We start from the raw sequence: 23050 nt of genomic DNA, 5'->3' as shown, positions 1-23050 counted from the left end.
TAATTTTATATAGAAAATGTAATCGCTTTCGTGTATATTTTTATTATCAGAAAATTTTAACAAGATATAGGGGTATTGGTAGGGGGAGGATTTAGATGCAGCAACCAACGAATGAGAAATTACATCGTACGATGAAGAGTAGACATTTATTTATGATCGCACTAGGTGGTGTAATCGGAACTGGTTTTTTCTTAGGTTCAGGTTACACCATTAATCAGGCTGGACCAGGGGGAGCCATCCTTTCATATTTAGTAGGCGGATTTATTATGTATTTAACAATGCTTTGTCTTGGAGAGTTAACGGTAGCGATGCCAGTTTCAGGTTCTTTCCAAAAGTATGCGACGAAGTTTATTGGACCAGGAACGGGCTTTATGATCGGCTGGCTATATTGGCTTGGCTGGGCAGTAACAGTAGGATTAGAATTAACGTCAATCGGTTTAATGATGAAAAGATGGTTTCCGAATGTTGATGTTTGGGTATGGTGTCTTGTATTCGGTGTTATTTTATATGCTTCAAACGCAATTTCGGCGAAAAGTTATGCTGAATTAGAATTTTGGTTCTCTAGTATTAAAGTAGTTACCATTCTTGCCTTTGTTGTTCTTGGTGGTAGTGCGTTACTAGGGTTTATATCATATGACGGAAAAGAAGCAGCACCTCTTTTCTCTAACTTTGTAAGCGAAGGTGGATTATTCCCGAATGGACTAGCTGCCGTATTACTTACGATGATTACAGTTAACTTCTCGTTCCAAGGAACAGAGTTAATCGGGATTGCAGCGGGAGAAAGTGAAAATCCAGAAAAAACAATTCCACGTGCAATCCGTAATACAGTATGGCGCATTATGTTATTCTTCATTTTAACAATGACGATTTTAGTAGGATTAATTTCTTGGAAAGAAGCTGGCGTAATTGAAAGTCCGTTCGTAGTTGTATTTGATAAAATCGGTATTCCATATGCAGCTGATATTATGAACTTCGTTATTATTACAGCGTTACTATCTGTAGCGAATTCAGGATTATATGCGGCAACTCGTATACTATGGTCACTTGCAAATGAAGGAATGGCACCAAAGTCTTTCCAGAAAGTAAATAAGCGTGGTATTCCAATTACAGCGCTAGTCGTAACAATTGCTGTAGCTGCTTTATCTTTATTAACAAGTTTCCTTGCAGAAGATACAGTATACATGTACTTATTATCTATAGCTGGTTTATCAGCTGTTTCAAGTTGGATCATTATTGCCCTGTCGCAATTGCGCTTTAGAAGTCAGTATATAAAAGGCGGAGGAAAGTTAGAGGACTTAAAATATAAAACACCGTTATATCCAATTGTTCCTATTTTAGCTTTAATTACAAATAGTATCGTTGTTATTAGTTTAGCGTTTATTCCAGAACAAAGAATGGCGTTATATTGTGGTATTCCATTTATAATTTTCTGCTACATATATTATTATATAAATAAGAAACGGCAGAAACCGATGAAGGTGGAGACAACAAATGAAACTAACCATCAAACAAGATGATATTGAGGCAGATTTATCGTATGGTCAATTAGCGATTGGAAAAGAAAACGGGTATTCACCGTTACAATTACTTATTTCTTCAATCGCAGGATGTAGTGCAATTGTCTTTCGAACAATTTTAGAAAAGAAACGTATTCCATACGATACGTTTACAATTGAAACGGAAATTGGTAGAAGTGATGCTTTATCAAAACCAGTTGAAAGTGTTCATTTGCATTATAAAATTAAAGCACAAAACATTACAGAAGAGCAGTTGGACAAGGCGTTGCAGCTTGCAGTGAAAAATTGCACAATTGTTCAATCTGTAAAGGATAGTATAAAAGTTACGGAAACAATTGAGCTAATAAAGTAAAACAGAAAAACGTGAGAATACGGCTCTCACGTTTTTCTGTTTTAGAGAGGGGGGGAAGTATGATGGAATGTTTAGGATGTAAATTAGCAAACGAAGAGGAGAAAATTTACAGAGTATACGAAGATGAGTATGTAACATGTTTTTTAGATCATGCACCTTTCTATCCAGGACATACTTTAATTGTGCCAAAACAGCATGTTGTAGAAGTAGATGAATTAGATGATGTTGTAGCAAAATCCATTATGGATGCTTCTAAGCTTATTGCAAAAGCGATTAAGGCATTATATAAACCAGATGGAGTTACAGTTTGTCAAAATGGTGGAGTATTTAACGAGTTAACACATTACCATATGCATGTCGTACCAAGATATAAAGAGCGCTCGTTTGCTGAATTTTATACGGTACAATCGGGAGAAAAGCAGAATCATAATTTTGAAGAGACTAAGCGCTTATTAAAAGGGGCGATAGAGCAAATACTGCTTAATGAAAAAGTGTAAGAGGGATGTTTTAAAGAAGTTTTCAGGAAAATTCTAATAAACAAAAGCCCAATTTCTCAGTTAAAATAGAGAAATTGGGCTTTTGTTTATTCTATTATTAAATTTTATCTATAAAAAGATTTTGCAGTGTCACAAAGTATGGTGCTCATTCGTTATATAGAGTGAGAGGAGGAATTATATGAAAGTTACAAACAACGATTATGAAAAGATGGAAGAGCTATATGAGTTGTATGAACAAAAGATTTATTATGTAGCTTATTCTATTTTAAATAATATTCAGCAGGCAGAAGATGCAGTTCAAGAGACGTTTATTACTCTTTATAAGAACTTGGAAAAGCTCCATAGCTTGAGTACTGAAGAGCTTAAACGATACATTTTGAGGGTTGCGAAAAACAAGGCGATTGATAGCTACCGGAAAAATAGACGACATGAAACATTTTTAGAAGAATATGAAAGAGAATCAGCAGAAGCAGTAGATGAAAATATTGAAGAGTGGGAAAAACGTGTAATGTCCGAGGTTCAAATTGATGCATTGTTAAAAGAGTTAAATGAATCTAACAAACAGGTGTTTAAGTATAAAGTCTTCTATAACTTAACGTATCAAGAAATTTCAAGCGTCATGGGGATAACGGAGGCTAATGTCCGAAAGCAGTTTGAGCGTGCTCGAAAAAGAGTCCAAAATATGATAGGAGGTATACAACATGACGAATTCAAAGAACTCCAAAGAAATATATGAACTTGCTGAAAAAATTGCTTTAGATGATTTTGATAAACTCGAAGAACAACATGAATTTTCACATACATATACACGTAAAAAGAAATTGTTTATGGAGGAAATGAAGCTGAAAAATGGACAACCACAGAAAAAGCGTAAAAAACATCGTATGTTAATCGCTGCTGCTTGCTTATTGATTGGTATGCCGACAACCGTTTTTGGTGCAGTGAAAGTCTATAATATGATTGTTCAAAAACAAAATTATGAAGTAAATGTTTCGGTAACAAATAAGGACTCGAAAAAGGCTGATAAGTGGTATAAGCTGAAAATAGGTAAATTGCCAGAAAATATGGAAGCAATCGATGATAGTGCTATGAAATATTCATTTAAAGATAACGACGCAATGGGCGGGTTTTCATTCGTTCTTTCGAGAGTGGGAGAAAATGCGGATTTTCAAACTTTATATTCAAAAAGTTATGAAGAAAAAGAGATAAATGGCAGGAAAGCAGTAATTGTCCATAAAGAAACTGGGAACAACAACGTAATGTTTGACAGAAAGGTCTTTCTCTTTTTTGAGAAAGAAGGGATTATGTTAGAAAGTTATATTGGATCCGATGTAAATGAAGAACAAATGATGGATGTGTTAGGGAGTATTTCACTTGAGCCTACGTCAAAAGAAAAGGCATCATATATAGCAGATTATGATGAGAATCGCTTTACCAAAGCAGCTGAACCGAAAGAAAATAAGGTGATTCCTTTGAAAAAAGATAGTAAACGACTATTTCATATAGGACAAAAGGTTCCAGTAACGATATCTATGGATAACAGCCAAATTGAATATGTGATAGAAAAAGTTGAAGTTTTTGATTCAATCAAAGATTTTAAACAAGAGAACTTTAATGAACTTGGCCTAGAGATATTAAGCAAGAATAAGGCTTTAGATCAGACGGGAAAATTACTATCGTACAGACGAGATGAATATAAATTAGGGAATGGTAAAGATTCAATTGATACATTAGTAGATTCAAAATTAGTTAATGTTAAATTTGTCTACTTAACAACAACAGTGAAAAATATTGGTAAAAAGTCGACAGAAGAAATCTATATGCATCCATCCATAAAACAGCTTAAATTTGAAGGGAATGCATGGAAATACGCTAAAGAAGAGGGAATGGACGCAACGCGTATTATGACAGGTGAAGTTGATTATTTAGAACCTCACGGAGATGGAAAAAGTTTTTACAATATTGGCAGTATCCGACCAGGACAAACCATGAAAGTTAACTTAGGTTATTTTGTAGATGAGGATAAACTAGATTCAATCTTCCTTGATGCTTTCCATTACAGAGGGAATGGTGGCACTGAAAATATGAATGCGGAATATCGTTGGTGGATTGATATTCGTCAATAGTAACAAAGAGACTAAAAAGCTGCTTACATCTAGCAGCTTTTTTCGTCTTCATACATATGTAAAATTTCTTTCGCACGTATACGTAAACCATCTATTAATTCTTTCGGTTCTAACACTTTTGCATCTTTTCCAAGTCTATAAAATAAAGGGATAATAAAGTTTATTTCACCTTTATCAATTGTTGAATGTATATATCCTGTCCCGTCCTCGTTTACTACAACGAATTCTTCAAGGTAAGGCACGCTTTTACATTGGCGCACACCTTCTTTTGTCAGTAAAACATGTAACTGCGTAGGAATGTGTACGACGTTAGAGCTAGAGTCAAACCATTTTGCTAAATTCATGAATGTACTTTCATTTTTTTCCGTTGATAATATAGAAAGAATACGATCAACGCGATACAGTAATACTTTTTTTCTACTGAAGTCATAGGATGGTAAGTACCATAGTCCGTCATGAGCATATACACCGATAGGATGAACATGTTTTGTTTTTATCCCCGATTTAGATTCATATTGAAATTGTAAATTTTTATTTTCAATAGCCGCAGTTAGTACTTCGTTTAAAAGAGGTGTATCAATTGTACGCTTCGGATTCCAAAAGGCGATGTAAGAACGTATTTTATCAACTTTCACTTTCGCATCATGTTGTAGGGAGCTATACAGTTTATGTGTAACGGAATTGATTTCTGTGTTAAAAGGCAAGTCTCGATAGTAACTTAAAGATTGAAAAGCAAAAAAGGTGGAGACTGCTTCTTCTTCCGTAAATAAGATAGGTGGAATGACTCTATTCGTTAATACTTTATAGCCGCCGTTACGACCTTGTTCTGCGTAAATGGGCAACCCCATATCACTTAAATCTAAAATGTATCTATGGACAGTACGAACGGAGATATTAAATTCATCAGCTATTTCTTGCGCTGTAAATGTCTTTTTGGCAGAAGCAAATATAAGAATATCTAATAAGCGTTTAGCTTTTGACAAATGTATCACCTTTTTTCTTTTTAACATGACATAAATTGTCATGTTTTATTGTTAGTATATTGTTTACATCATATGTTATCAAGATGATTATCAAGATGAGATGCAAGGAGGAAAAGATATGTCACGTGAAATAGTTTTATTTATTGCGGCGAGCTTAGATGGATATATTGCGAAAGAAAATGATGATTTAGAGTGGTTAATGGAAACAGAAGGAGAGGGAGATAACGGTTATACAGAAATGTATGAAACAATTGATACGATAATCATGGGAAAAAGAACGTACGATTATGTAGTAGAGCATATGGAAACATTCCCGTATGTAGATAAAAAATGTTATGTTTTCTCTAACTCAGAAAAAGGTTCGAACGAACACGTGGAGTTTGTAAATGAAGATGTAGTGGAGTTTACAAAAAGGTTGAAAGAGCAAGAAGGATCTAAAATATGGATGGTCGGTGGAGGGAGTCTACTGAGAGAGTTCTTTAAGAATAATCTAATTGATGAATATGTTGTTACGATTACACCGCATATATTAGGTTCTGGAGTTCCGTTATTTCAAGACAAGAACCCAGAAATTCATTTAACTTTAACGGATACGAAACGTTTTGGGCAATTTGTAAACTTATATTATAAAGTAAAATGATAAAGAAACACGACTACTGATGGTAGTCGTGTTTTTGTATAGATGGCAATGAAATAATAAAGCAAGATCCGTGATCAACTTCGCTCGTTACAGTAATATTCCCACCGTGCAGCTCTACAATTTCTTTCACGATAGATAATCCTAAACCAGTTCCGCCTGTAGCTCGTGATCTCGCTTTATCAACTCGATAAAAGCGGTCGAAAATGTGAGGGAGGTCTTCAAGCGGAATACCTTCGCCTTCATCTTCAATTGCAATGGAAATACTTTTATGTTCTTCTGTAACAGAAATGTTTATATGAGAATGCTCTTTTGAATGTCTATAAGCGTTATTTAAAATATTCACCACAACTTGTTCGAATCGTTGTTCATCTAAGTTTACTAGCAGTGTAGGAGGACAAGAGAAAGAAACTGTAATGTACCTTTCTTTATACATGGCGTTTACTTTTTCACATATACGCGTAAGGAAGGTGTGTAAATGCACTTCCTTTACTTGAATAGAAAAGTTATGTTGTTCCATTTGTGCAAGGGAGAACAAATCTTGAACTAAGTTTGTGATGTAATCAGACTCATCTTTTATAATAGATAAATACCGCAAACGTTGCTCAGGAGATGTTGCTTCTTTTGAAGCAATGTCAGCATAACCTCTTACGTATGTTAATGGTGTTCGTAATTCATGAGCAACACTTGCCAGAAATTCACTTCGCTCTGTTTTCATATAATGTAAATCATTTGCGAGTGTTTGAATAGATGATGCTAGTTCACCAATTTCATCATTTCGAGTAGTCGTTAATGAAACTGATAAATCTCCTTTACTCATTTTTTCAGTGGCATGTTTCATGTGTAACAATGGTTTTGTTAATAACCGAGATAAAAGAAAAATGGTAATGACTGTGAGTAGAAACGTGATGGCACCAGCGATAATGAATTGTTTTGTTAATCCATTCACCAACTTTTCAATGGATTCTGTCCCAAGAAACATATACACATACCCCTCATGTTTTCCAGCTACTATGATGGGACTAACCGTACATATATAATTAGATGTTTTCCAGTGATTCTCTATAATTGCTCCGTCATGATCTGTCCGTGTTTGCATCTTTTCAATATGCTTTTTTATAGTAGTATTTATTTCATTGGATTTAGCTAGTACTTCCTTATTTGCATTTGTAATAACAACAGTGGTTTCGGCTTCGGATTCCATTAGTGCAACATGAGAGATTGTTTGCTTATCAAAATACTTTTCAAGGACATCTCTGTGACTATTTCCGCGCTTTAATAAAGCTGTCATTTCTTCATTTACTCTATTGTTGACAAGACTATAATAAAGCGAGACAAATAGAACACTTTCGATTAAAAGTGTAACAATCAAAAAATAAAATCCGAGCTGAATAGAAATTCGCTTCATTGCTTTGCTCCTTAATCTAAAGTATCAACCCATCGATAGCCAACTCCGTACACAGTTTTTAAATGATCGTCAATAGGGAAATTTACTTTTCGTAATTTATCACGCAAATTACGAATATGTGAATCGACAGTTCTATCTTCTGTATTTGTATTTAATCCCCAAATTCGTTCAATGAGCTGATCGCGGCTTAATACGTAGTTCACATGACGTAAAAATAATCCGAGTAAAGAGAATTCAATTGGTGTAAGAAGAAGTTCTTCGTTATAGACAGAAACGAAATGCTTTGCCTCATCCCATAAAATGCCGTGATATTGGATTTGCGTCCGTTGATTCGTTCGCCTTAAAACAGCTTCAATTCTCGCGAAAAGCTCTTCTTCATGGAAAGGTTTCGTTACGTAATCATCTGCTCCGATTTTTAATCCTTGGACGACATCTACCGTTTGATCACGAGCTGTTACCATAATGATAGGAACGTTACTAAATGAGCGGATTTTTTTACACGTTTCCCATCCGTCCATCTTTGGCATCATAATATCCAGTAAAATAAATTTAAAGTTTTGATTTTCTATATGTGAAATCGCTTCTTCTCCGGATCGTGCACATATGCAGTTATATCCAATTGGAGTAATATAAAGCGTTAATAATTCAAGCATTCTCGGTTCATCGTCTACGAGCAGTATATCAATCATAGAGAGCCCTCCATATATAATCTTTACTTAAATTGTAATGCAAAATCATGAAGAAATGGTGCAGATTGTAATGCGTCTGCATAATTTCTTCAGAATTGCTTGTTATTGTAAAGTTGAAATTCCATTTTAGGTAATCATATTGGCTCGAAAATGATTTATACGGAGGCGGTATAGTGAAAAAAATGACCCGAGTTTTTGGGATAACAATAATTACAGCAGTTGGTCTTGCGGCGTGTGGACAAACAAATGCAGATCATAAAAATCATGAATCTAAAGAAGCGAAGAAAACAGAGCAGAAGGAAATGAAAATGAATCAGGAGGTAACTGCGCCGAAAGAAATGAACAAAGGGGCATCAAATGATTTATTAACGATAAGTTTAAAAAATGTAACGAGATTAAACACAAATGATCCTCTTCAAATGGCAGTATTAACTTCGCAGACGATATGGCCAGCAACACATAAAGAGAATCAGCCAGGCGCTGTTATTTTAGTACCAGTAAAAGACTGGCAATTAGGTATTGCAAGTGCAGACCTTATTCATCATCCGAATAACGGACCGATTCTATTTATAGAAAAAGAAAAGGTACCCGAAATGACATTAAAAGAAATAAAACGATTAAATCCGCTCGGAACGAAAGATGGAACACAAATTATGGTGATGGGGGATGTCGATGCATCTATCCTTGAGCAATTAAAAGAGTATAAAGTAAAGCAAATAAAAGAAACGGATCCAGCTACATTTGCTAAAGATGTGGATAAAGAATATGCCGATATAACAGGTAGTTATCCGAATAGTGTTATTATCGGCTCATCCGAAGAGGAAGGGCGTTTATATACAACACCAGCTGTAAACTGGATTTCTCATATGCCAGAACCACTACTTTATATAGAAAAGAATAAAGTGCCAGAAGCGACGATAGAGGCATTAAAGACGCGAAAAGATAAAGCAAATATATATGTACTAGGACCAGAAAAAATCATTTCAAAAGAAGTAGAAAAAGAGTTAAGCAAATACGGGAAAGTAACGCGTATTAGTGGAGAGACTCCAGTAGAGAATTCTATTGCATTTGCAAAGTTTAAAGATGAAAAAACAAAATTTGGATGGGGGTTCACAAAACCAGGTCACGGTGTATCATTTGTTTCAAGCAAAACACCAGACTTAGCAGTTGCAGGAGCACCATTTTCACATATGGGTAAACATGCCCCCGTTATCTTATTAGAGGAAGGAAAAGCTTCACAACCAGTGTATGATTTCCTTGCTACTATTCAACCGAAGTTTAAAGATGACCCAACACTTGGCCCGTACAATCATGGATTCTTATTAGGGAATACTGAAAATATTTCATTTGAAACGCAAGGAATACTAGATGAGAGGTTAGAAATTGTTCAGGAAAGTGGTCAAGGGCACGGTGGACATTAATGAAATGAGAGAAGACGCTATGAAGGTAGCGTCTTTTTTAGGAAACTTTTACATAGCGCAAAATCCTCTACTCGTTATATAATAGCCTTCGTGCAGTCGGCTAGATTTTCTTATGGAGAAAATCGAATGATAAAGTGAAACTTTAATCATTGGGGGGCATCCCCCAATGATTATTAGCCTTCACCAATCGGGCTTTTATGGGCAGTTGATCCCCACCTCACTTCTTTGCTGTCACTGAATTTTGAGGTAGGGTCTTACTGCCCGGCAAATAGCGGGGTAAAAGAGTAGAGGAGTGGTATTTTGTTTCAGACGATAAAAAATGATTGGTTCTCCAACGTGAAAGGGGATGTGCTATCAGGAATAGTTGTTGCTTTAGCGTTAATCCCTGAAGCAATTGCTTTCTCTGTTATTGCAGGCGTGGATCCGACCGTTGGGTTGTACGCAGCCTTTTGTATTGCCGTTACCATTTCATTTGTTGGTGGACGAACTGGAATGATTTCAGCTGCAACAGGTGCAATGGCATTGTTAATGGTAACGCTTGTTAAAGATCATGGTTTGCAATATTTATTTGCTACAACAATAGTAACAGGTATTGTCCAAATTATTTTTGGCGTGTTCAAACTGAGCTCATTTATGAAGTTTGTTCCGAAATCTGTTATGAGTGGTTTTTTAAATTCACTTGGAATTTTAGTTTTTACAGCACAATTGCCACATTTTAAAAATGCAACTTGGCAAATGTACGCGCTTGTCGCATTAGGACTTGTAATTATATATGTATTTCCACGTATTACGACGGCTGTACCGTCTACACTTATTTCCATTATTATTGTGACAAGTATTGCAATTATGAGCGGATTACAGTTAAAAACAGTAGGGGATATGGGAAGTTTGCCGAAAGAATTACCGTTCTTTAGTATTCCAGACGTGCCTTTTACACTTGAGACATTAGGGATTATTTTACCGTACGCAGTTATGCTTGCAATTATCGGTTTACTAGAGTCTTTATTAACAGCTTCAGTTTTAGATGATATGACGCATACGGAAAGTAATAAACATAAAGAAGCACGTGGGCAAGGTATTGCAAACATTGTTGCTGGTTTCTTCGGAGGAATGGCAGGATGTGCAATGATTGGACAATCTGTTATTAATATTAAATCAGGTGGACGTGGACGATTATCGACGTTTGTAGCGGGCGGATTTTTGATCGTATTACTATTCATTTTAGGGGACTATGTTGTTCATATTCCGATGGCAGCTTTAGTTGCGGTTATGATTATGGTTTCAATCGGAACATTTGATTGGAACTCTGTAACAACAATTCATAAAGTACCAAAAGGAAATGCATTTGTTATGATCGTAACAGTTGTGATTGTCTTAATTACACATAATTTAGCATTAGGTGTAATTATCGGAACAGTAATTAGTGCGGTTTTATTTGCATTCAATATGGCAAAGATTCACGTGAAACATTTATATATTGAAAATAAGAAAATATACGAAATTCACGGTCAACTTTTCTTTGCATCTACGGCAGAGTTCATAAATAATTTTTCATTTGAGGAAGATGTAAAAGAAATTGAGTTGAATTTTTCTCACGCACACGTATGGGATGATTCAGCAGTGGCATCAATTGATAAAGTTATCATGAAGTATGAACAAAGTGGCGTGAAAGTAAGTATAACGGGATTAAATGAACGTAGTGCAAAACTTGTTAAAAATTTAGCTACTTATAATAAAAGAATTGCTAGTTAGAAGCCTCCTTTTTAGGGGGCTTTATTATATAATACGAGTAGGATAACGAAAAGGGGATTCAGCATATGTATAAACAAATTATATTAGCATGTGACGGTTCTGAACATGCACTTCGAGCGGCGGAACATGCAACATATATTGCGAAATGTAGCGAAGAAGCAAATGTTGAAGTTGTGTACGTAGTAGATAATAGAACAGCAAAATCAGATATTATACAAGGTCAAACGGATTTAGAAACAATATCGGCTAGTCGAAAAGATAAATTGAAAGAGATTGAAGGGTTATTAAAGAAAGAGAACATTTCTTATAAAATTACGATATTACATGGTGATCCAGGAGATACGATTGTTCAATATGTGAATACAGGAGATATAGATCTTGTTATTGCTGGGAGTAGAGGGCTAAATACACTGCAAGAAATGGTGCTTGGTAGTGTCAGTCATAAAATAGCAAAGCGTGTGAAATGTCCGGTGATGATTATTAAATAAATTGAGTGAAATATTTTGTAGTGTAAGCAAGACCTTGATATAATTCGAGGTCTTTTTTGACGTATAAAAGGGGCGAGTGTGGACATAATAGATACATAAGTTTTAGAAAATATTAACTTACAAATTTGTAAGTTTTTTGTCAGAAAAATCGATGTTATGAAAATTATTCCATTGGTAAAATAAAAATAACGAAGGGGAGATAGGGAGGATGAAAAAGATGAAAGCACTTCAAAATTTATCATATAGCCAAGGTGTCGGTCTTATTTGTTTAGGGGGATTTGCTGCATCTGTTACATTAGCTGTTGTAATAAAGATGATTCATCAAATCTTTTAATTTTAGAGTGGGGAAGGAATTGGTTGTTATTAATAGCACTAAAAAGGTTGTAAATAAAAAATAGCTCCTGGCATGTATATAGATGCTAAGAGCTATTTTTATGATTATTTTTCTACTTCTGGCTTCTCACTTGTTACAGTAACGTCTTTCCAATGTGAAGTTATTTGATTCACTTCAGTGTTGACATTGAAACCTTTCACGCGCTTATTAACACCTGTTAAATCGAATGTGTAATGAATTGGAATCATCGGTGCTTCGTCATGAATTAATTTTTGCCATTTATCGTATACTTCTTTACGATATTTTTCATCAGTAGCTTTTTCTGATAATCCAGCTTCTAATAATTTAGTATTTTCATCATTTACCCAGCGCTGATAGTTAAATCCAGCATTTTTGCCCCATAGACCAGAAAGATCAGGATCAGAACCTGTTCCCCAAGCACCAGAGAAAATATCAACCTTAGGATCATCTTTTTTAATCATATCACGCATAGCATTAAATTCGTGTAAGCGTCCATCAAGAAGTTCTACTTTTAAGCCGATATCTTTCCAAGATTGAATATAGAATTTTGCCAGTGGTTCACTTGTCTCACTACCGTTACTAGCTAGGAAGTTAATTTTAAATTCATTACCTTTTGGATCTTCACGGAATCCATCACCATTTTTATCTTTATAGCCAGCTTCATCTAATAGTTTTTTCGCTTTATCTACATCTAAGTTATATGAACCAACATCGTTATTATGGTACTTTGGCATAGATGGTGGAATTGGAGAGTTAGCTGGAACGCGAAGGCCGTGATATACTTTCTCTGCCAATTTTTCTCTATCAATTGCATGTGCCATCGCTTGACGTAAACGAACGTCTTTGAATTTATCTTTATCCATTACAGCTTCGTTCTTTGCTTTGTCCATATGTCCAAATTTAAATCCGATATAAGTGTAAGCAAGGTCAGTTTTACCAATTAGTTGTGTATTTTTTAATTTACTTACGTTCGGATATTGATCAGCAGTAATTGCTGCAATATCAATATCACCTTTTTTCAGAGATGCACTAACAATAGATGGATTTACAACTTTTAACGTTACATTTTTTAACTTTGGTTTACCAGCCCAATAATCATCGAAGCGCTCATACTCAACTGATTCACCAGGAACGATTTTCTTCACTTTAAATGGTCCGAATCCAATTGGATTTTGACGGATCTTATCAGATTCAGCTAGTTTTTCAATTGGTACATCGCCTAAATATTTTTTAGGTGTAGGATATGTCCAAATACCAGTTTTCAGTGAAGGGTTTACTTCTTTATAAGTAATGGAAATTGTTTTTGGATCGACTACTTTAATACCAGAAATTTTGTCAGCTTTTCCAGTATGATATTCTTCCATACCTTCAATCATTTGCATTTGTGTATCGTAACGGATACCTGTATATTTACTATTACCAATAATTAAGTAAGAATATTCCAAATCCTCAGCTGTTACAGGATTACCGTCGTGCCATTTTACATTATCTTTAACCTTAATAGTAATTGTTTTTTTATCTTCAGAAATTGTATACGTTGCAGCACCGTCATTTGTAATTTCCCAGTTTTTATCTGTAGCTAATAATTGTTCATCAAAGAAATCCATAATTTCTGAATCTGGAGCAACTTCATATAGTACTCTACTTAAAACACCAGCAAAAGGTGAATTTGAAACGAGTCCATATGTTAATGATCCGTCTTTAATCTCTTTAGCATCATTTTTTACAGCAGCACTAAATTTATTTGTTTCTACTTTTTTGGTATTTGTCTTTTTACTACCGCTATCAGCACCCCCACATGCAGACAGTAATAATGTTGAAGCAGCAAGTGTACTTAATACTTTGTACAGTTTTGGTTTGTTCATAACTTCTCCACCCCTTAACCTTTTCTTTGTCTTGCATCAGCCGCACGTTTTAACGCTTGACCAATAAAATTTATACACAGCATCAACACTAAAATCATGATTGATGCGGGTAACCAAATCCACCATTTTTCTTGCAATACATCTGGGTTTGTTGCATAACTTACAAGTGTACCAAGACTCGGTGTGCTTTCTGGTAGACCGAAGCCTAAGTAAGTCAAACTAGATTCAATCCCGATGTTACCAGCAAGATTTAATGTAATATTTACGATAATAATAGAGCTCAAATTAGGTAATATTTGCTGGAAGATAATCTTCCAATTTGGTGTTCCTAACGTTTTAGATGCAGATACGTAATCAAGTTCTTTCTCAGTTAATACTTTAGAGCGTATAAGTCTTGCTTTTCCGACCCATAAGAAAGCGGTCATTATGAGAATAAATGTAGTAATATTGAAAGTTGGAACGAGTGAGATAAATACGATAACAATCATTAAGAATGGTAAAATCATCATAAAGTCGATAAAACGCATGATGATGTTATCGACAACTCCTCCAAAATAGCCAGCAATTAGTCCCATTGTAAGACCGATAAGAGTTGATAAAAGAGTGATGGCTAAACCCACTGTAAAGGAATTACGTGTACCAATAATTAATTGTCCGAAAATATCACGGCCTCCATAATCAGTTCCTAGCCAATGTTCAGCAGAAGGAGGATCATAAATGGCGAACAGATCGACTCGAACGATATCTTCTTGTTTCATAATAAATGAAGTTGTATAAACGGCTATTAATATTAAAGCTAAAAAGAATAGGGAAAACATTGCTAGTTTATCTTTACGAAATTCTCGCCACATAATGGAGAAACCAGAAGGGCTCTTTTCGTAATGAATGACCTCAGTTTGTTTTTCAGGATTTGCTAACATAACGTTTCTTCACCTCCATTAATCAATACGAATACGTGGATCAACGATGCTTAGAATAATATCGGAAAGAAGAGTCCCGAGTAGCGTTGCGAATCCAGTAAATAATACAAGAGCAGTTACGACACTGAAATCACGTTGAGTGATAGATTGGAAAAATAGTTGTCCAATTCCTGGGTAGCCGAAAATATTTTCTAGAATAATAGAGCCACCAACTAAACCTGTAATTTCATATCCTAAAAATGCTGCAATTGGTAAAAATGAATTTCGTAAAATATGTCTGGAATATACTTTAGATTCTGGTACACCTTTTGCTTTTACTGTGCGTACAAAATCTTTATGTTTCGTATCAATAATTTCACTTCGTAAATATTGTACAGTTCCTACAGTGCCAATTAATGCCCCAGATAAAGCTGGTAAAATCATATGATTTAATTTACTTAAATAGTAATCAAATGATCCGGCTGCCACTTGTGGATCAACGCTACCACTTGTAGGGAAGATCGGGTATAAAAAGCCGAATAAGAATAACATTACTAATCCGAAAATAAATAGGGGTGTACCAAATCCTAAAAAGTTATAGAGTGTAATGAGTCGGTCAGCCCACGTATCATTCCAACGCCCACTTATAACGCCAAGTGGAATGGCGATTAAATAAGTAAGAATAAGAATTAGAAGAGCTAACAGCACTGTATTACCAAGGCGTTCCCCAATAATATCTGTTACTTGTATTTTATGTGCGTAAGAAATACCGAAATCTCCTTGTACGGCGTTTGAAATCCACCTTACATATTGTGTGGGAATAGGATCATTTAACCCAAGTTTCTCACGTTGTTCTTCAATTACTTTTGGATCGGCTTTTGGGTTTGCTAGTTCAGCGCCACTTAATGCATCACCTGGCATTGCTTTAGCAAGTGTAAAGACGAGTACGCTTAATACGAATAATTGCGGTATCATAACTAAAATCCGGCGTAATATAAATTTCCACATGTTTTATCACTCCCTTATGGTAATGCCACCCGGTGAGTTGGCGAGATTGGTTTTAAATCGTAAGCACGTCCATTTTCATTGAAATAATTTTCGTATGATTTTTCGTACTCGGCGCTTACTTCACGGCGCAATTTACGCTGTTGTTCGCGGTTTTCTGGACGAATGTCAGGAATAGCTGATATTAGGCGCTTCGTATAGATGTGCTGTGGATTATTATAAATTTCAGCACTAGTTGCTTCTTCCACAATGCGTCCGCGATACATAACACCTATACGGTCACACATATGGCGAATTACACCTAAATCATGACTAATAAATAAGTATGTTAGTCCGAGTTCGGATTGTAAATCTTGTAAGAAGTTTAAAACTTGCGCTTGTACTGACACGTCAAGTGCAGATACAGGTTCATCTGCGATAATAAGCTTCGGTTTTAGTGTAAGTGCGCGTGCAATACCAATCCGCTGTCTTTGTCCACCGGAAAATTCATGTGGGTATTTATAAATAGACTCTGGATTTAAGCCAACTTTATCAAGATAATCTTGAACAGCTCTACGCTCTTCATCAGGTGAGAGTTTCTCAAAATTCCGAAGTGGTTCAGCGATAATATCCATAACACGTTTCTTCGGGTTTAAGGATGAATAAGGATCTTGAAAAATCATCTGAATATCTTTTCGTTGCTCTCTTAGTTCTGAGCGACTTAATTTTGTTAAATCTCTATTATTAAAATGAATGCTACCGCCTGTTGCTTTTGTTAAGTGCATAATTGCTTTTCCAGTTGTTGATTTTCCGCTCCCAGATTCCCCAACGATTCCGTACGTTTCGCCAGGTTGTAGTTCGAAGCTTACGCCATCAACAGCACGAACGTAATCTAATGTACGACCGAAAACACCACCTTTAATTGGAAAGTGTACTTTTAAATCTTCTACTTTAAGCAGTGCCATGAGTTACGTCATCTCCTTTCTTATCTTGGAAGTTAAAATGTTTGTAGCAAGTGCAACGTACCCAATGGTCTGGTTTTACTTCATGTAAAACGGGATTTTCTTCATGTTGATCAGGTCTAATCCACGGAATTCGTGCTTGGAATCGACAACCTGTGCGAGGTAACTTAGCTAATGTCGGTACAACACCTTGAATAACATGTAATTTTTCCTTTTCAGCATACGCAGATGGAATAGAGTTTAATAGAGAACGAGTATATGGGTGAAGAGGGTTATTAAAAATTTCTTCAACTTTTCCTGTTTCTACAACTTGTCCAGCGTACATAACGACGATACGATCAGCTGTTTCTGCGACAACACTTAAATCGTGAGTAATTAAAATAATGCCCATTTTCGTTTGTTCTTGAATAGATTTTAGTAAGTCTAAAATTTGTGCTTGGATGGTTACGTCAAGAGCCGTTGTTGGCTCATCTGCAATAATAAGTGCTGGGTTGCAAGCAATTGCAATTGCGATAACAATTCTTTGTCTCATTCCGCCAGATAATTCGTGTGGGTATTGTTTATATGTAAGTTCTGGTTTTGGAATACCAACTTGATGAAGTAGTTCTAAGGTGCGTTCTTTCTTTTCAACTTTTGAAAGGCTTGTGTGGTAGTCTAAATTTTCTTCGATTTGTTTTCCAACTGTCATAAGAGGGTCGAGTGCTGTAAGAGGTTCTTGGAAAATCATGCCGATGTTTGATCCGCGTACTTTATTCATTTCTGCGGCTGACATAGATAGTAAATCCTTATCTCTATAGTTAAGCTGCCCTTGTAATTTTGTATTTGCTTCATTATGCAGTCGCATAATGGAAAGGGCAAGTGCACTTTTTCCGCAACCTGATTCACCAACTATCGCGACAATTTCATTTTCATGGACAGTTAACGAAACATCATCAACTGCGGCATGATATTGATCTTGTATGCGAAAGGAAGTCTGTAAGTTTTCAATGCGAAGAAGTGGATTCTTCATGGCTATCCCTCCATCTTTCTGAAAAGACTAAATATTTTGTATGTTGTTGTTATTTTAATATAAATTGACAATGTTTGACAAGCATAAGTTGAGAAAACATTCAAAAATCTTTTTATATAGAGATTGGATGCATGTATATAAGTAGTTGAAGTACTTTGAAAATGCTAACATATATAAGAGAGGGAAATAAATCTTTTGTAAGAAAAAAGTATTATATGTAGAAAAAAGAGAGGCGTTCTGGAAAGAACAGCCTCTCTTTTTTTGATAAGAATAATATTAGTGCTTAAGCTTGCTTTTGTTTTGGAGATCCTGTCTTTAAAGTAAGAGCAAGGAAGAACATTGCAAGTACACAAGATACAAGTAATAAGATGAATCCGCCATCCCATCCGAATGCATCGACGATAAAGCCCATAGCGGCACTAGCGAAAGCTGCTCCGCCTAAGTAACCGAAGAAGCCAGTTAATCCAGCTGCAGTTCCAGCCGCTTTCTTTGGTGCTAAGTCAAGAGCGTGTAGACCAATTAACATAACAGGTCCGTAAATTAAAAATCCAATTGCAACAAGTGCAATACTATCAACCATTGGGTTACCAGGAGGGTTTAGCCAGTACACAAGAACGGCGATAAATACACCAACCATAAATAAAATACCAGCAGGTGCGCGGCGTCCTTTAAATAGTTTATCACTCATCCAGCCGCAAAGAAGTGTACCTGGAATACCAGCCCATTCATATAGAGCATAAGCTGTACGTGAGCTACTATGAGTAAAGCTTTTTTCTTCTACTAAATAAGTAGGAGCCCAGTCTACAACACCGTAACGTACGAAATATACGAAAACGTTCGCAATAGCGATGTACCATAAAAATTTATTGTTTAGTACGTATGTAAATAAAATTTCCTTTACTGAAAGTTCGCGTTCGCGATCTTGTACTTTTTCATCTGGTGGATATTCTCCAGTATGTTCTTCAATAGAAGGTAATCCGCAAGATTGAGGTGTATCTCTCATCGTAATTAATACATAAATACCAACTAAAATTGAAAGAATACCTGGGAAGTAAAAAATACTTTTCCAGTCATTTGCAAAGAAATATAACCCTAATGTTACAAGGGAAGGCATAAGTGCGCCACCGACATTATGAGCGACGTTCCAAATAGACATTTTTGTACCACGTTCACTAATAGAGAACCAGTGAACCATTGTACGACCACAAGGAGGCCATCCCATCCCTTGTACCCATCCATTTAAAAACTGAAGTACAAACATAAGTATAATGCTCGTTGTAATGAAAGAAAATGAGCCGAAAATAATATTAATGATACCTGATAAAAATAGCCCAGCTGCTAAAAAGTAGCGAGGATTACAACGATCGGATACGATACCCATAAGAAATTTACTTAATCCGTAAGCGATAGAAACTGCTGAAAGGATAACCCCAAGTTCCCCTTTACTAAAGCCTTGTTCAATTAAGTATGGCATTGCTAGTGAAAAGTTTTTTCGAACAAAGTAGTAACCTGCATAGCCGATGAAGATACCTAAAAATACTTGTAAACGTAATTTACGGTATTCACTATCAACGCGATCAGCTGGTAAGCGTTCCGCATGGGGCGCAGGTTTAAAGAATTGTGTGAAAAACATAAAATGAAAATCCTCCCCAAATTAATTCGAAGTGTCGTAAGTCAGAGAGAATATAAAAAGGCCATGAAATATAAAAAAGTTTCCTTTTTTATGATTCATAGCCGTGTACTCCGATTCTCCGTGACTGTCAATATTAACTTCGTCGAAAATTATACAACTTTGTGACCAAAATGTAAACGTTTTTATAAATAAAAACGTTGACGGATTTTATTCGTCGGATTAATATTTAAATACATTAAATATTTTATTGTTTAAATAAGAGGTGGATAACATGCCAAATGATATGATGCATATCGATAAAATTCAAGCTCTTGCCTTTTCGATTGGAAAGAAAATGCAGACAGAGTTATTAGAACAAATGCAAGCAACAGGACTTACACCACCGCAGTTTTATATTTTAAAGATTTTAGATCATTATGGAGCTTCAAGGGCGACAAAATTAGCAAAAAAGATGTATGTAAAGCCTAGTGCAATTACAGTGATGATCGATCGCTTAATTGACCAAGAGCTTGTAGAGCGTTATCACGACAAAGAGGACCGTCGTGTTGTCGTCATTGAGTTAACCAAAAAGGGGAAAGCTAGAGTAGAAGAGGCAATGACCGCTCGTAATGAGCACATTGCAAAATATTTCTCACATTTAGAATTACAAGAAAGAGAAGATTTGTTACGCCTCTTTGAGAAGTTAGAAACAATTATTTGCGGGACACAAGAGAAAAAAGAGAATAACTAAGAGGAATTGAGGAGATTACATGGAGCAACAAGAAAATATAAATAGAAAGTTGTTGTTAATCGGTTTAATCATTGCGATGCTATTTGCTGCCTTAGATGGAACAATCGTTGGTACAGCAATGCCGCGTATCGTCGGTGAACTAGGCGGATTAAGCTTAATGACGTGGTTAACAACAGCTTATATGTTAACATCAACGACAGTTGTACCAATCGCAGGTAAATTAGCGGATTTACTTGGCCGTCGTAACGTATATATAACAGGGCTAGTTATCTTTATGGTTGGCTCAGCATTATGTGGTATGGCAAATGGTATGACAGAATTAATTATTTTCCGTGGTATTCAAGGTCTTGGTGGCGGTATTATGATGCCAATGGCTATGATTATTATCGGAGATATGTTCACGGGGAAAGAACGTGCGAAATGGCAAGGTATTTTTGGTGCGTTATACGGTCTTGCTTCTGTAATTGGACCACAAGTGGGTGGTTGGATTGTAGATGCAGTGAACTGGAGATGGGTATTCTACATTAACTTGCCAGTTGGTATTTTAGCAACAATCTTTATTGCAATGGGATTAAAATCACATAAACAAACAGGACCAATTAAAATTGATATCGCTGGGATCTTTACGATGATTCTCGGTGTTGTAAGTTTATTACTTGCATTAACGTTTGGTGGAAAAGATTACGCATGGGATTCTTGGCAAATTATCGGGTTATTTGCATTAGCTTTAATTGGTATCGTTAGCTTTGTTATCGTTGAAACGAAAGCAGAAGAACCCATTTTACCGATGCATTTCTTTAAAAATCGTACATTTACATTACTAAATGCGATTGGATTCTTTATGAGTATTGGAATGTTCGGTGCGATTATGTTCGTACCATTCTTCATGCAAGGAATTGTAGGAGTCAGTGCTGCTGAATCAGGAACAATTATGACGCCAATGATGATTACTATGATTGTAATGAGTATTATTGGCGGGCAACTTGTATTAAAAGTTGGTGTAAAACCACAAATTATTACAGGAATGCTTATAATGGCTGGAGGGTTCTGGTTATTAACAACGATGGATATGCACACAACTAAATTGACTGCTACTTCTTATATGATGGTTATCGGTTTAGGAATGGGTCTTGTAATGCCGACATTAACATTAGCGTTACAAGAAAGCTTCCCGAAAAAAGATCTTGGTGTCGTAACATCATCAAGTCAGTTCTTCCGTCAAATCGGTGGAACATTTGGTATTACAATTTTAGGATCAATCATGAATAACACTTCAGGTACAACGTTAACAAAAAATTTAGTACCTGTATTAGATACATTCCCAAAAGAAGCGGGACAAATGGTAACGAAATTTAAAGATATGATTCATACAGATCCGCAAGGCTTATATTCAATGTTATTTAGTCCAGAGGCATTAAAACAAATGCCAGAAGCATTCGCTAATAGCATTGTACCAATTTTGAAAAACTCTTTAGTAGACTCACTTCATACTGTATTCTTAACAGGATTAGTATTTATCGTAGTAGGCGCTATCTTTACGATTTTCTTACAGAAGATTAAACTGTCAGATCGTAAAAAAGATGCTGAAGAGCCAGCTACAGAGGAAAAAGAACAAACTGTATCCTATTCGTAATGAAAAAGCATCGCCTTATGGCGGTGCTTTTTTGAGTATAACCTTAAAAGCTTTTTCGTGAGAAATGATTGACGTATTTCTAGAAATACGTTATATTATTTTCTGTAAACGGTTACATGAAATGGAGAGGAAAGAAAATGAGTACGATTAAAGACGTTGCAAAATTAGCGGGAGTATCTGTTGCGACCGTTTCCAGAGTGTTAAATAAAAATGGATATGTTCATGAAGATACTTTAAAGAAAGTAGAACGAGCGATTGAGATGCTAGACTATAAGCCTAGTACAGTAGCGCGTTCACTGTATAATAAAAAATCTCGTTTAATTGGCTTAGTTGTTCCAAATATCGTGAATCCATTCTTTCCAGAAGTTGCACGTGCCGTAGAAGATGTAGCGCATAAGCAAGGGTATACAGTTGTACTTTGTAACTCTGATGAAAGTTTAGAGAAAGAAAAGCAATATATTGATGTACTTAGGCAAAATAATGTAGATGGATTTATTGTAGCGACAAATCCACAAAATAGTGTGAATTACATGAACTTGTCAGTACCAGTCGTTGCAATTGACCGTATGTTTAATGAGCGTATACCTGCTGTGTATGCAGATAACTATGCGGGAAGTCAGGTAGCGACAAAGTTATTAATAGATAAGGGCTGTAAACATATTGCACATATTCGTGGACCGCGTGACGTAAGTACAGCAAATGAACGTTTTGAAGGCTTTGTAGACGTTATTACGCAAAATAATCTTTCTTATATGATTGCAGAGAGTACATTTGATCCAGCTAATAGTGAGCGTGTAGCGGTGGAACTATTAGAACAATACCCGCATATTGATGGAATTGTTGCTGGGAATGATTTAATTGCAATAGGTATCGTAAAGGCTGCGCTTCAAAAGGGGATCTCTATTCCGGATGATTTACAAATTATCGGATTCGATGGAATTTCTTTAACAGAGATGATGTATCCATCTATTACAACTGTTGCACAGCCAATTTATGAAATGGGGAAAATTGCAACAGAACTGTTGTTAGAGCAGATGGAAGGAAACGTATTAGAAGAGAAACATTATCGTTTACCGATTGAAATTATAGAACGAAATACAACGAAGTAAG

General features: G+C 35.7%; 22 protein-coding genes. 13 read left to right on the top strand and 9 right to left on the bottom strand.

Annotated features, from left to right (window positions below; genetic code table 11):
• Positions 1 to 95: 95 nt before the first annotated feature.
• The 5 genes from QCI47_RS24855 (at position 96) to QCI47_RS24835 (ending at position 4492) form a co-directional block, all read left to right on the top strand.
• Positions 96 to 1517 (top strand): amino acid permease, encoded by a 1422-nt coding sequence (locus QCI47_RS24855; RefSeq protein WP_001187115.1) that lies wholly within the window; start codon positions 96 to 98, stop codon positions 1515 to 1517.
• Complete coding sequence (locus QCI47_RS24850) at positions 1492 to 1869, top strand: OsmC family protein (protein ID WP_000778858.1); 378 nt, start codon at positions 1492 to 1494, stop codon at positions 1867 to 1869. Before QCI47_RS24855 ends, QCI47_RS24850 begins: the two co-directional genes overlap by 26 nt.
• A 59-nt stretch (positions 1870 to 1928) precedes the next feature.
• The gene (locus tag QCI47_RS24845) at positions 1929 to 2366 is read left to right on the top strand and encodes an HIT family protein (protein WP_000969618.1); all 438 of its coding nucleotides are present in this window, start codon (positions 1929 to 1931) and stop codon (positions 2364 to 2366) included.
• 178 nt (positions 2367 to 2544) lie between these two features.
• Complete coding sequence (locus tag QCI47_RS24840; protein WP_000869279.1) at positions 2545 to 3102, top strand: RNA polymerase sigma factor; 558 nt, start codon at positions 2545 to 2547, stop codon at positions 3100 to 3102.
• Positions 3068 to 4492 carry a DUF4367 domain-containing protein gene (locus QCI47_RS24835; RefSeq protein WP_061131311.1) on the top strand — a complete coding sequence of 475 codons (1425 nt, stop codon included), beginning with the start codon at positions 3068 to 3070 and terminating at the stop codon, positions 4490 to 4492. The genes QCI47_RS24840 and QCI47_RS24835 overlap by 35 nt, the downstream gene beginning before the upstream one ends.
• Positions 4493 to 4521: 29 nt before the next feature.
• Here QCI47_RS24835 and QCI47_RS24830 read toward each other — a convergent pair whose 3' ends face one another.
• Complete coding sequence (locus QCI47_RS24830) at positions 4522 to 5517, bottom strand: helix-turn-helix transcriptional regulator (RefSeq protein WP_353811976.1); 996 nt, start codon at positions 5515 to 5517, stop codon at positions 4522 to 4524.
• A 76-nt stretch (positions 5518 to 5593) separates the two neighbouring features.
• Between QCI47_RS24830 and QCI47_RS24825 the strand changes: the two genes are divergently transcribed.
• The gene (locus QCI47_RS24825; RefSeq protein WP_000085793.1) at positions 5594 to 6115 is read left to right on the top strand and encodes a dihydrofolate reductase family protein; all 522 of its coding nucleotides are present in this window, start codon (positions 5594 to 5596) and stop codon (positions 6113 to 6115) included.
• Positions 6116 to 6128: 13 nt separating this feature from the next.
• Here the strand turns inward: QCI47_RS24825 and QCI47_RS24820 are convergent, their stop codons facing one another.
• Positions 6129 to 7520 (bottom strand): sensor histidine kinase, encoded by a 1392-nt coding sequence (locus QCI47_RS24820; protein ID WP_000822577.1) that lies wholly within the window; start codon positions 7518 to 7520, stop codon positions 6129 to 6131.
• 11 nt (positions 7521 to 7531) lie between these two features.
• Entirely contained in the window at positions 7532 to 8209 is a 678-nt protein-coding gene (locus QCI47_RS24815; RefSeq protein ID WP_353811975.1) for a response regulator transcription factor, read from the bottom strand.
• A gap of 173 nt (positions 8210 to 8382) precedes the next feature.
• On the opposite strand from QCI47_RS24815, the gene QCI47_RS24810 reads away from it, so the two are divergent.
• From QCI47_RS24810 to QCI47_RS24795, 4 genes are all read left to right on the top strand, one after another.
• Positions 8383 to 9630 (top strand): cell wall-binding repeat-containing protein, encoded by a 1248-nt coding sequence (locus tag QCI47_RS24810; protein WP_061131313.1) that lies wholly within the window; start codon positions 8383 to 8385, stop codon positions 9628 to 9630.
• A gap of 300 nt (positions 9631 to 9930) precedes the next feature.
• A complete protein-coding gene (locus QCI47_RS24805) occupies positions 9931 to 11382 on the top strand; it encodes a SulP family inorganic anion transporter (RefSeq protein WP_061131314.1) in 1452 nt (483 codons plus the stop codon).
• 65 nt (positions 11383 to 11447) lie between these two features.
• On the top strand, positions 11448 to 11870 hold the full coding sequence (locus QCI47_RS24800; RefSeq protein WP_048558052.1) for a universal stress protein: 423 nt from the start codon (positions 11448 to 11450) through the stop codon (positions 11868 to 11870).
• A gap of 208 nt (positions 11871 to 12078) precedes the next feature.
• On the top strand, positions 12079 to 12204 hold the full coding sequence (locus QCI47_RS24795) for a DUF4027 family protein (protein WP_000738299.1): 126 nt from the start codon (positions 12079 to 12081) through the stop codon (positions 12202 to 12204).
• 104 nt (positions 12205 to 12308) lie between these two features.
• Here the strand turns inward: QCI47_RS24795 and opp4A are convergent, their stop codons facing one another.
• The 6 genes from opp4A to glpT form a co-directional block, all read right to left on the bottom strand.
• Complete coding sequence (gene opp4A / locus QCI47_RS24790) at positions 12309 to 14090, bottom strand: oligopeptide ABC transporter substrate-binding protein (RefSeq protein WP_061131315.1); 1782 nt, start codon at positions 14088 to 14090, stop codon at positions 12309 to 12311.
• 14 nt (positions 14091 to 14104) lie between these two features.
• Positions 14105 to 15010 carry an ABC transporter permease gene (locus tag QCI47_RS24785; protein ID WP_000880733.1) on the bottom strand — a complete coding sequence of 302 codons (906 nt, stop codon included), beginning with the start codon at positions 15008 to 15010 and terminating at the stop codon, positions 14105 to 14107.
• An 18-nt stretch (positions 15011 to 15028) separates the two neighbouring features.
• Complete coding sequence (gene opp4B / locus QCI47_RS24780) at positions 15029 to 15997, bottom strand: oligopeptide ABC transporter permease (RefSeq protein WP_000265445.1); 969 nt, start codon at positions 15995 to 15997, stop codon at positions 15029 to 15031.
• A gap of 14 nt (positions 15998 to 16011) precedes the next feature.
• Positions 16012 to 16938, bottom strand: a complete 927-nt coding sequence (locus tag QCI47_RS24775; RefSeq protein ID WP_001196379.1) for an ABC transporter ATP-binding protein — start codon at positions 16936 to 16938, stop codon at positions 16012 to 16014.
• Complete coding sequence (locus QCI47_RS24770; RefSeq protein WP_061131316.1) at positions 16925 to 17944, bottom strand: ABC transporter ATP-binding protein; 1020 nt, start codon at positions 17942 to 17944, stop codon at positions 16925 to 16927. Before QCI47_RS24770 ends, QCI47_RS24775 begins: the two co-directional genes overlap by 14 nt.
• Positions 17945 to 18227: 283 nt before the next feature.
• Positions 18228 to 19577, bottom strand: a complete 1350-nt coding sequence (gene glpT, locus QCI47_RS24765; RefSeq protein ID WP_000466372.1) for a glycerol-3-phosphate transporter — start codon at positions 19575 to 19577, stop codon at positions 18228 to 18230.
• Positions 19578 to 19848: 271 nt separating this feature from the next.
• On the opposite strand from glpT, the gene QCI47_RS24760 reads away from it, so the two are divergent.
• The 3 genes from QCI47_RS24760 (at position 19849) to rbsR (ending at position 23049) form a co-directional block, all read left to right on the top strand.
• Positions 19849 to 20307, top strand: coding sequence for a MarR family winged helix-turn-helix transcriptional regulator (locus QCI47_RS24760; protein WP_001132356.1), 459 nt, complete (start codon positions 19849 to 19851; stop codon positions 20305 to 20307).
• 19 nt (positions 20308 to 20326) lie between these two features.
• Complete coding sequence (locus QCI47_RS24755) at positions 20327 to 21940, top strand: MDR family MFS transporter (RefSeq protein WP_000437635.1); 1614 nt, start codon at positions 20327 to 20329, stop codon at positions 21938 to 21940.
• 137 nt (positions 21941 to 22077) lie between these two features.
• On the top strand, positions 22078 to 23049 hold the full coding sequence (rbsR, locus tag QCI47_RS24750; RefSeq protein WP_000104044.1) for a ribose operon transcriptional repressor RbsR: 972 nt from the start codon (positions 22078 to 22080) through the stop codon (positions 23047 to 23049).
• The last annotated feature ends 1 nt before the right edge of the window (position 23050 follow it).

Source organism: Bacillus cereus group sp. RP29 (genome assembly GCF_040459765.1).
GTDB classification, from domain to species: domain Bacteria; phylum Bacillota; class Bacilli; order Bacillales; family Bacillaceae_G; genus Bacillus_A; species Bacillus_A paranthracis.
Note: the sequence above shows the minus strand (reverse complement) of the source record. Positions and strands in the feature narration are given on the sequence as shown.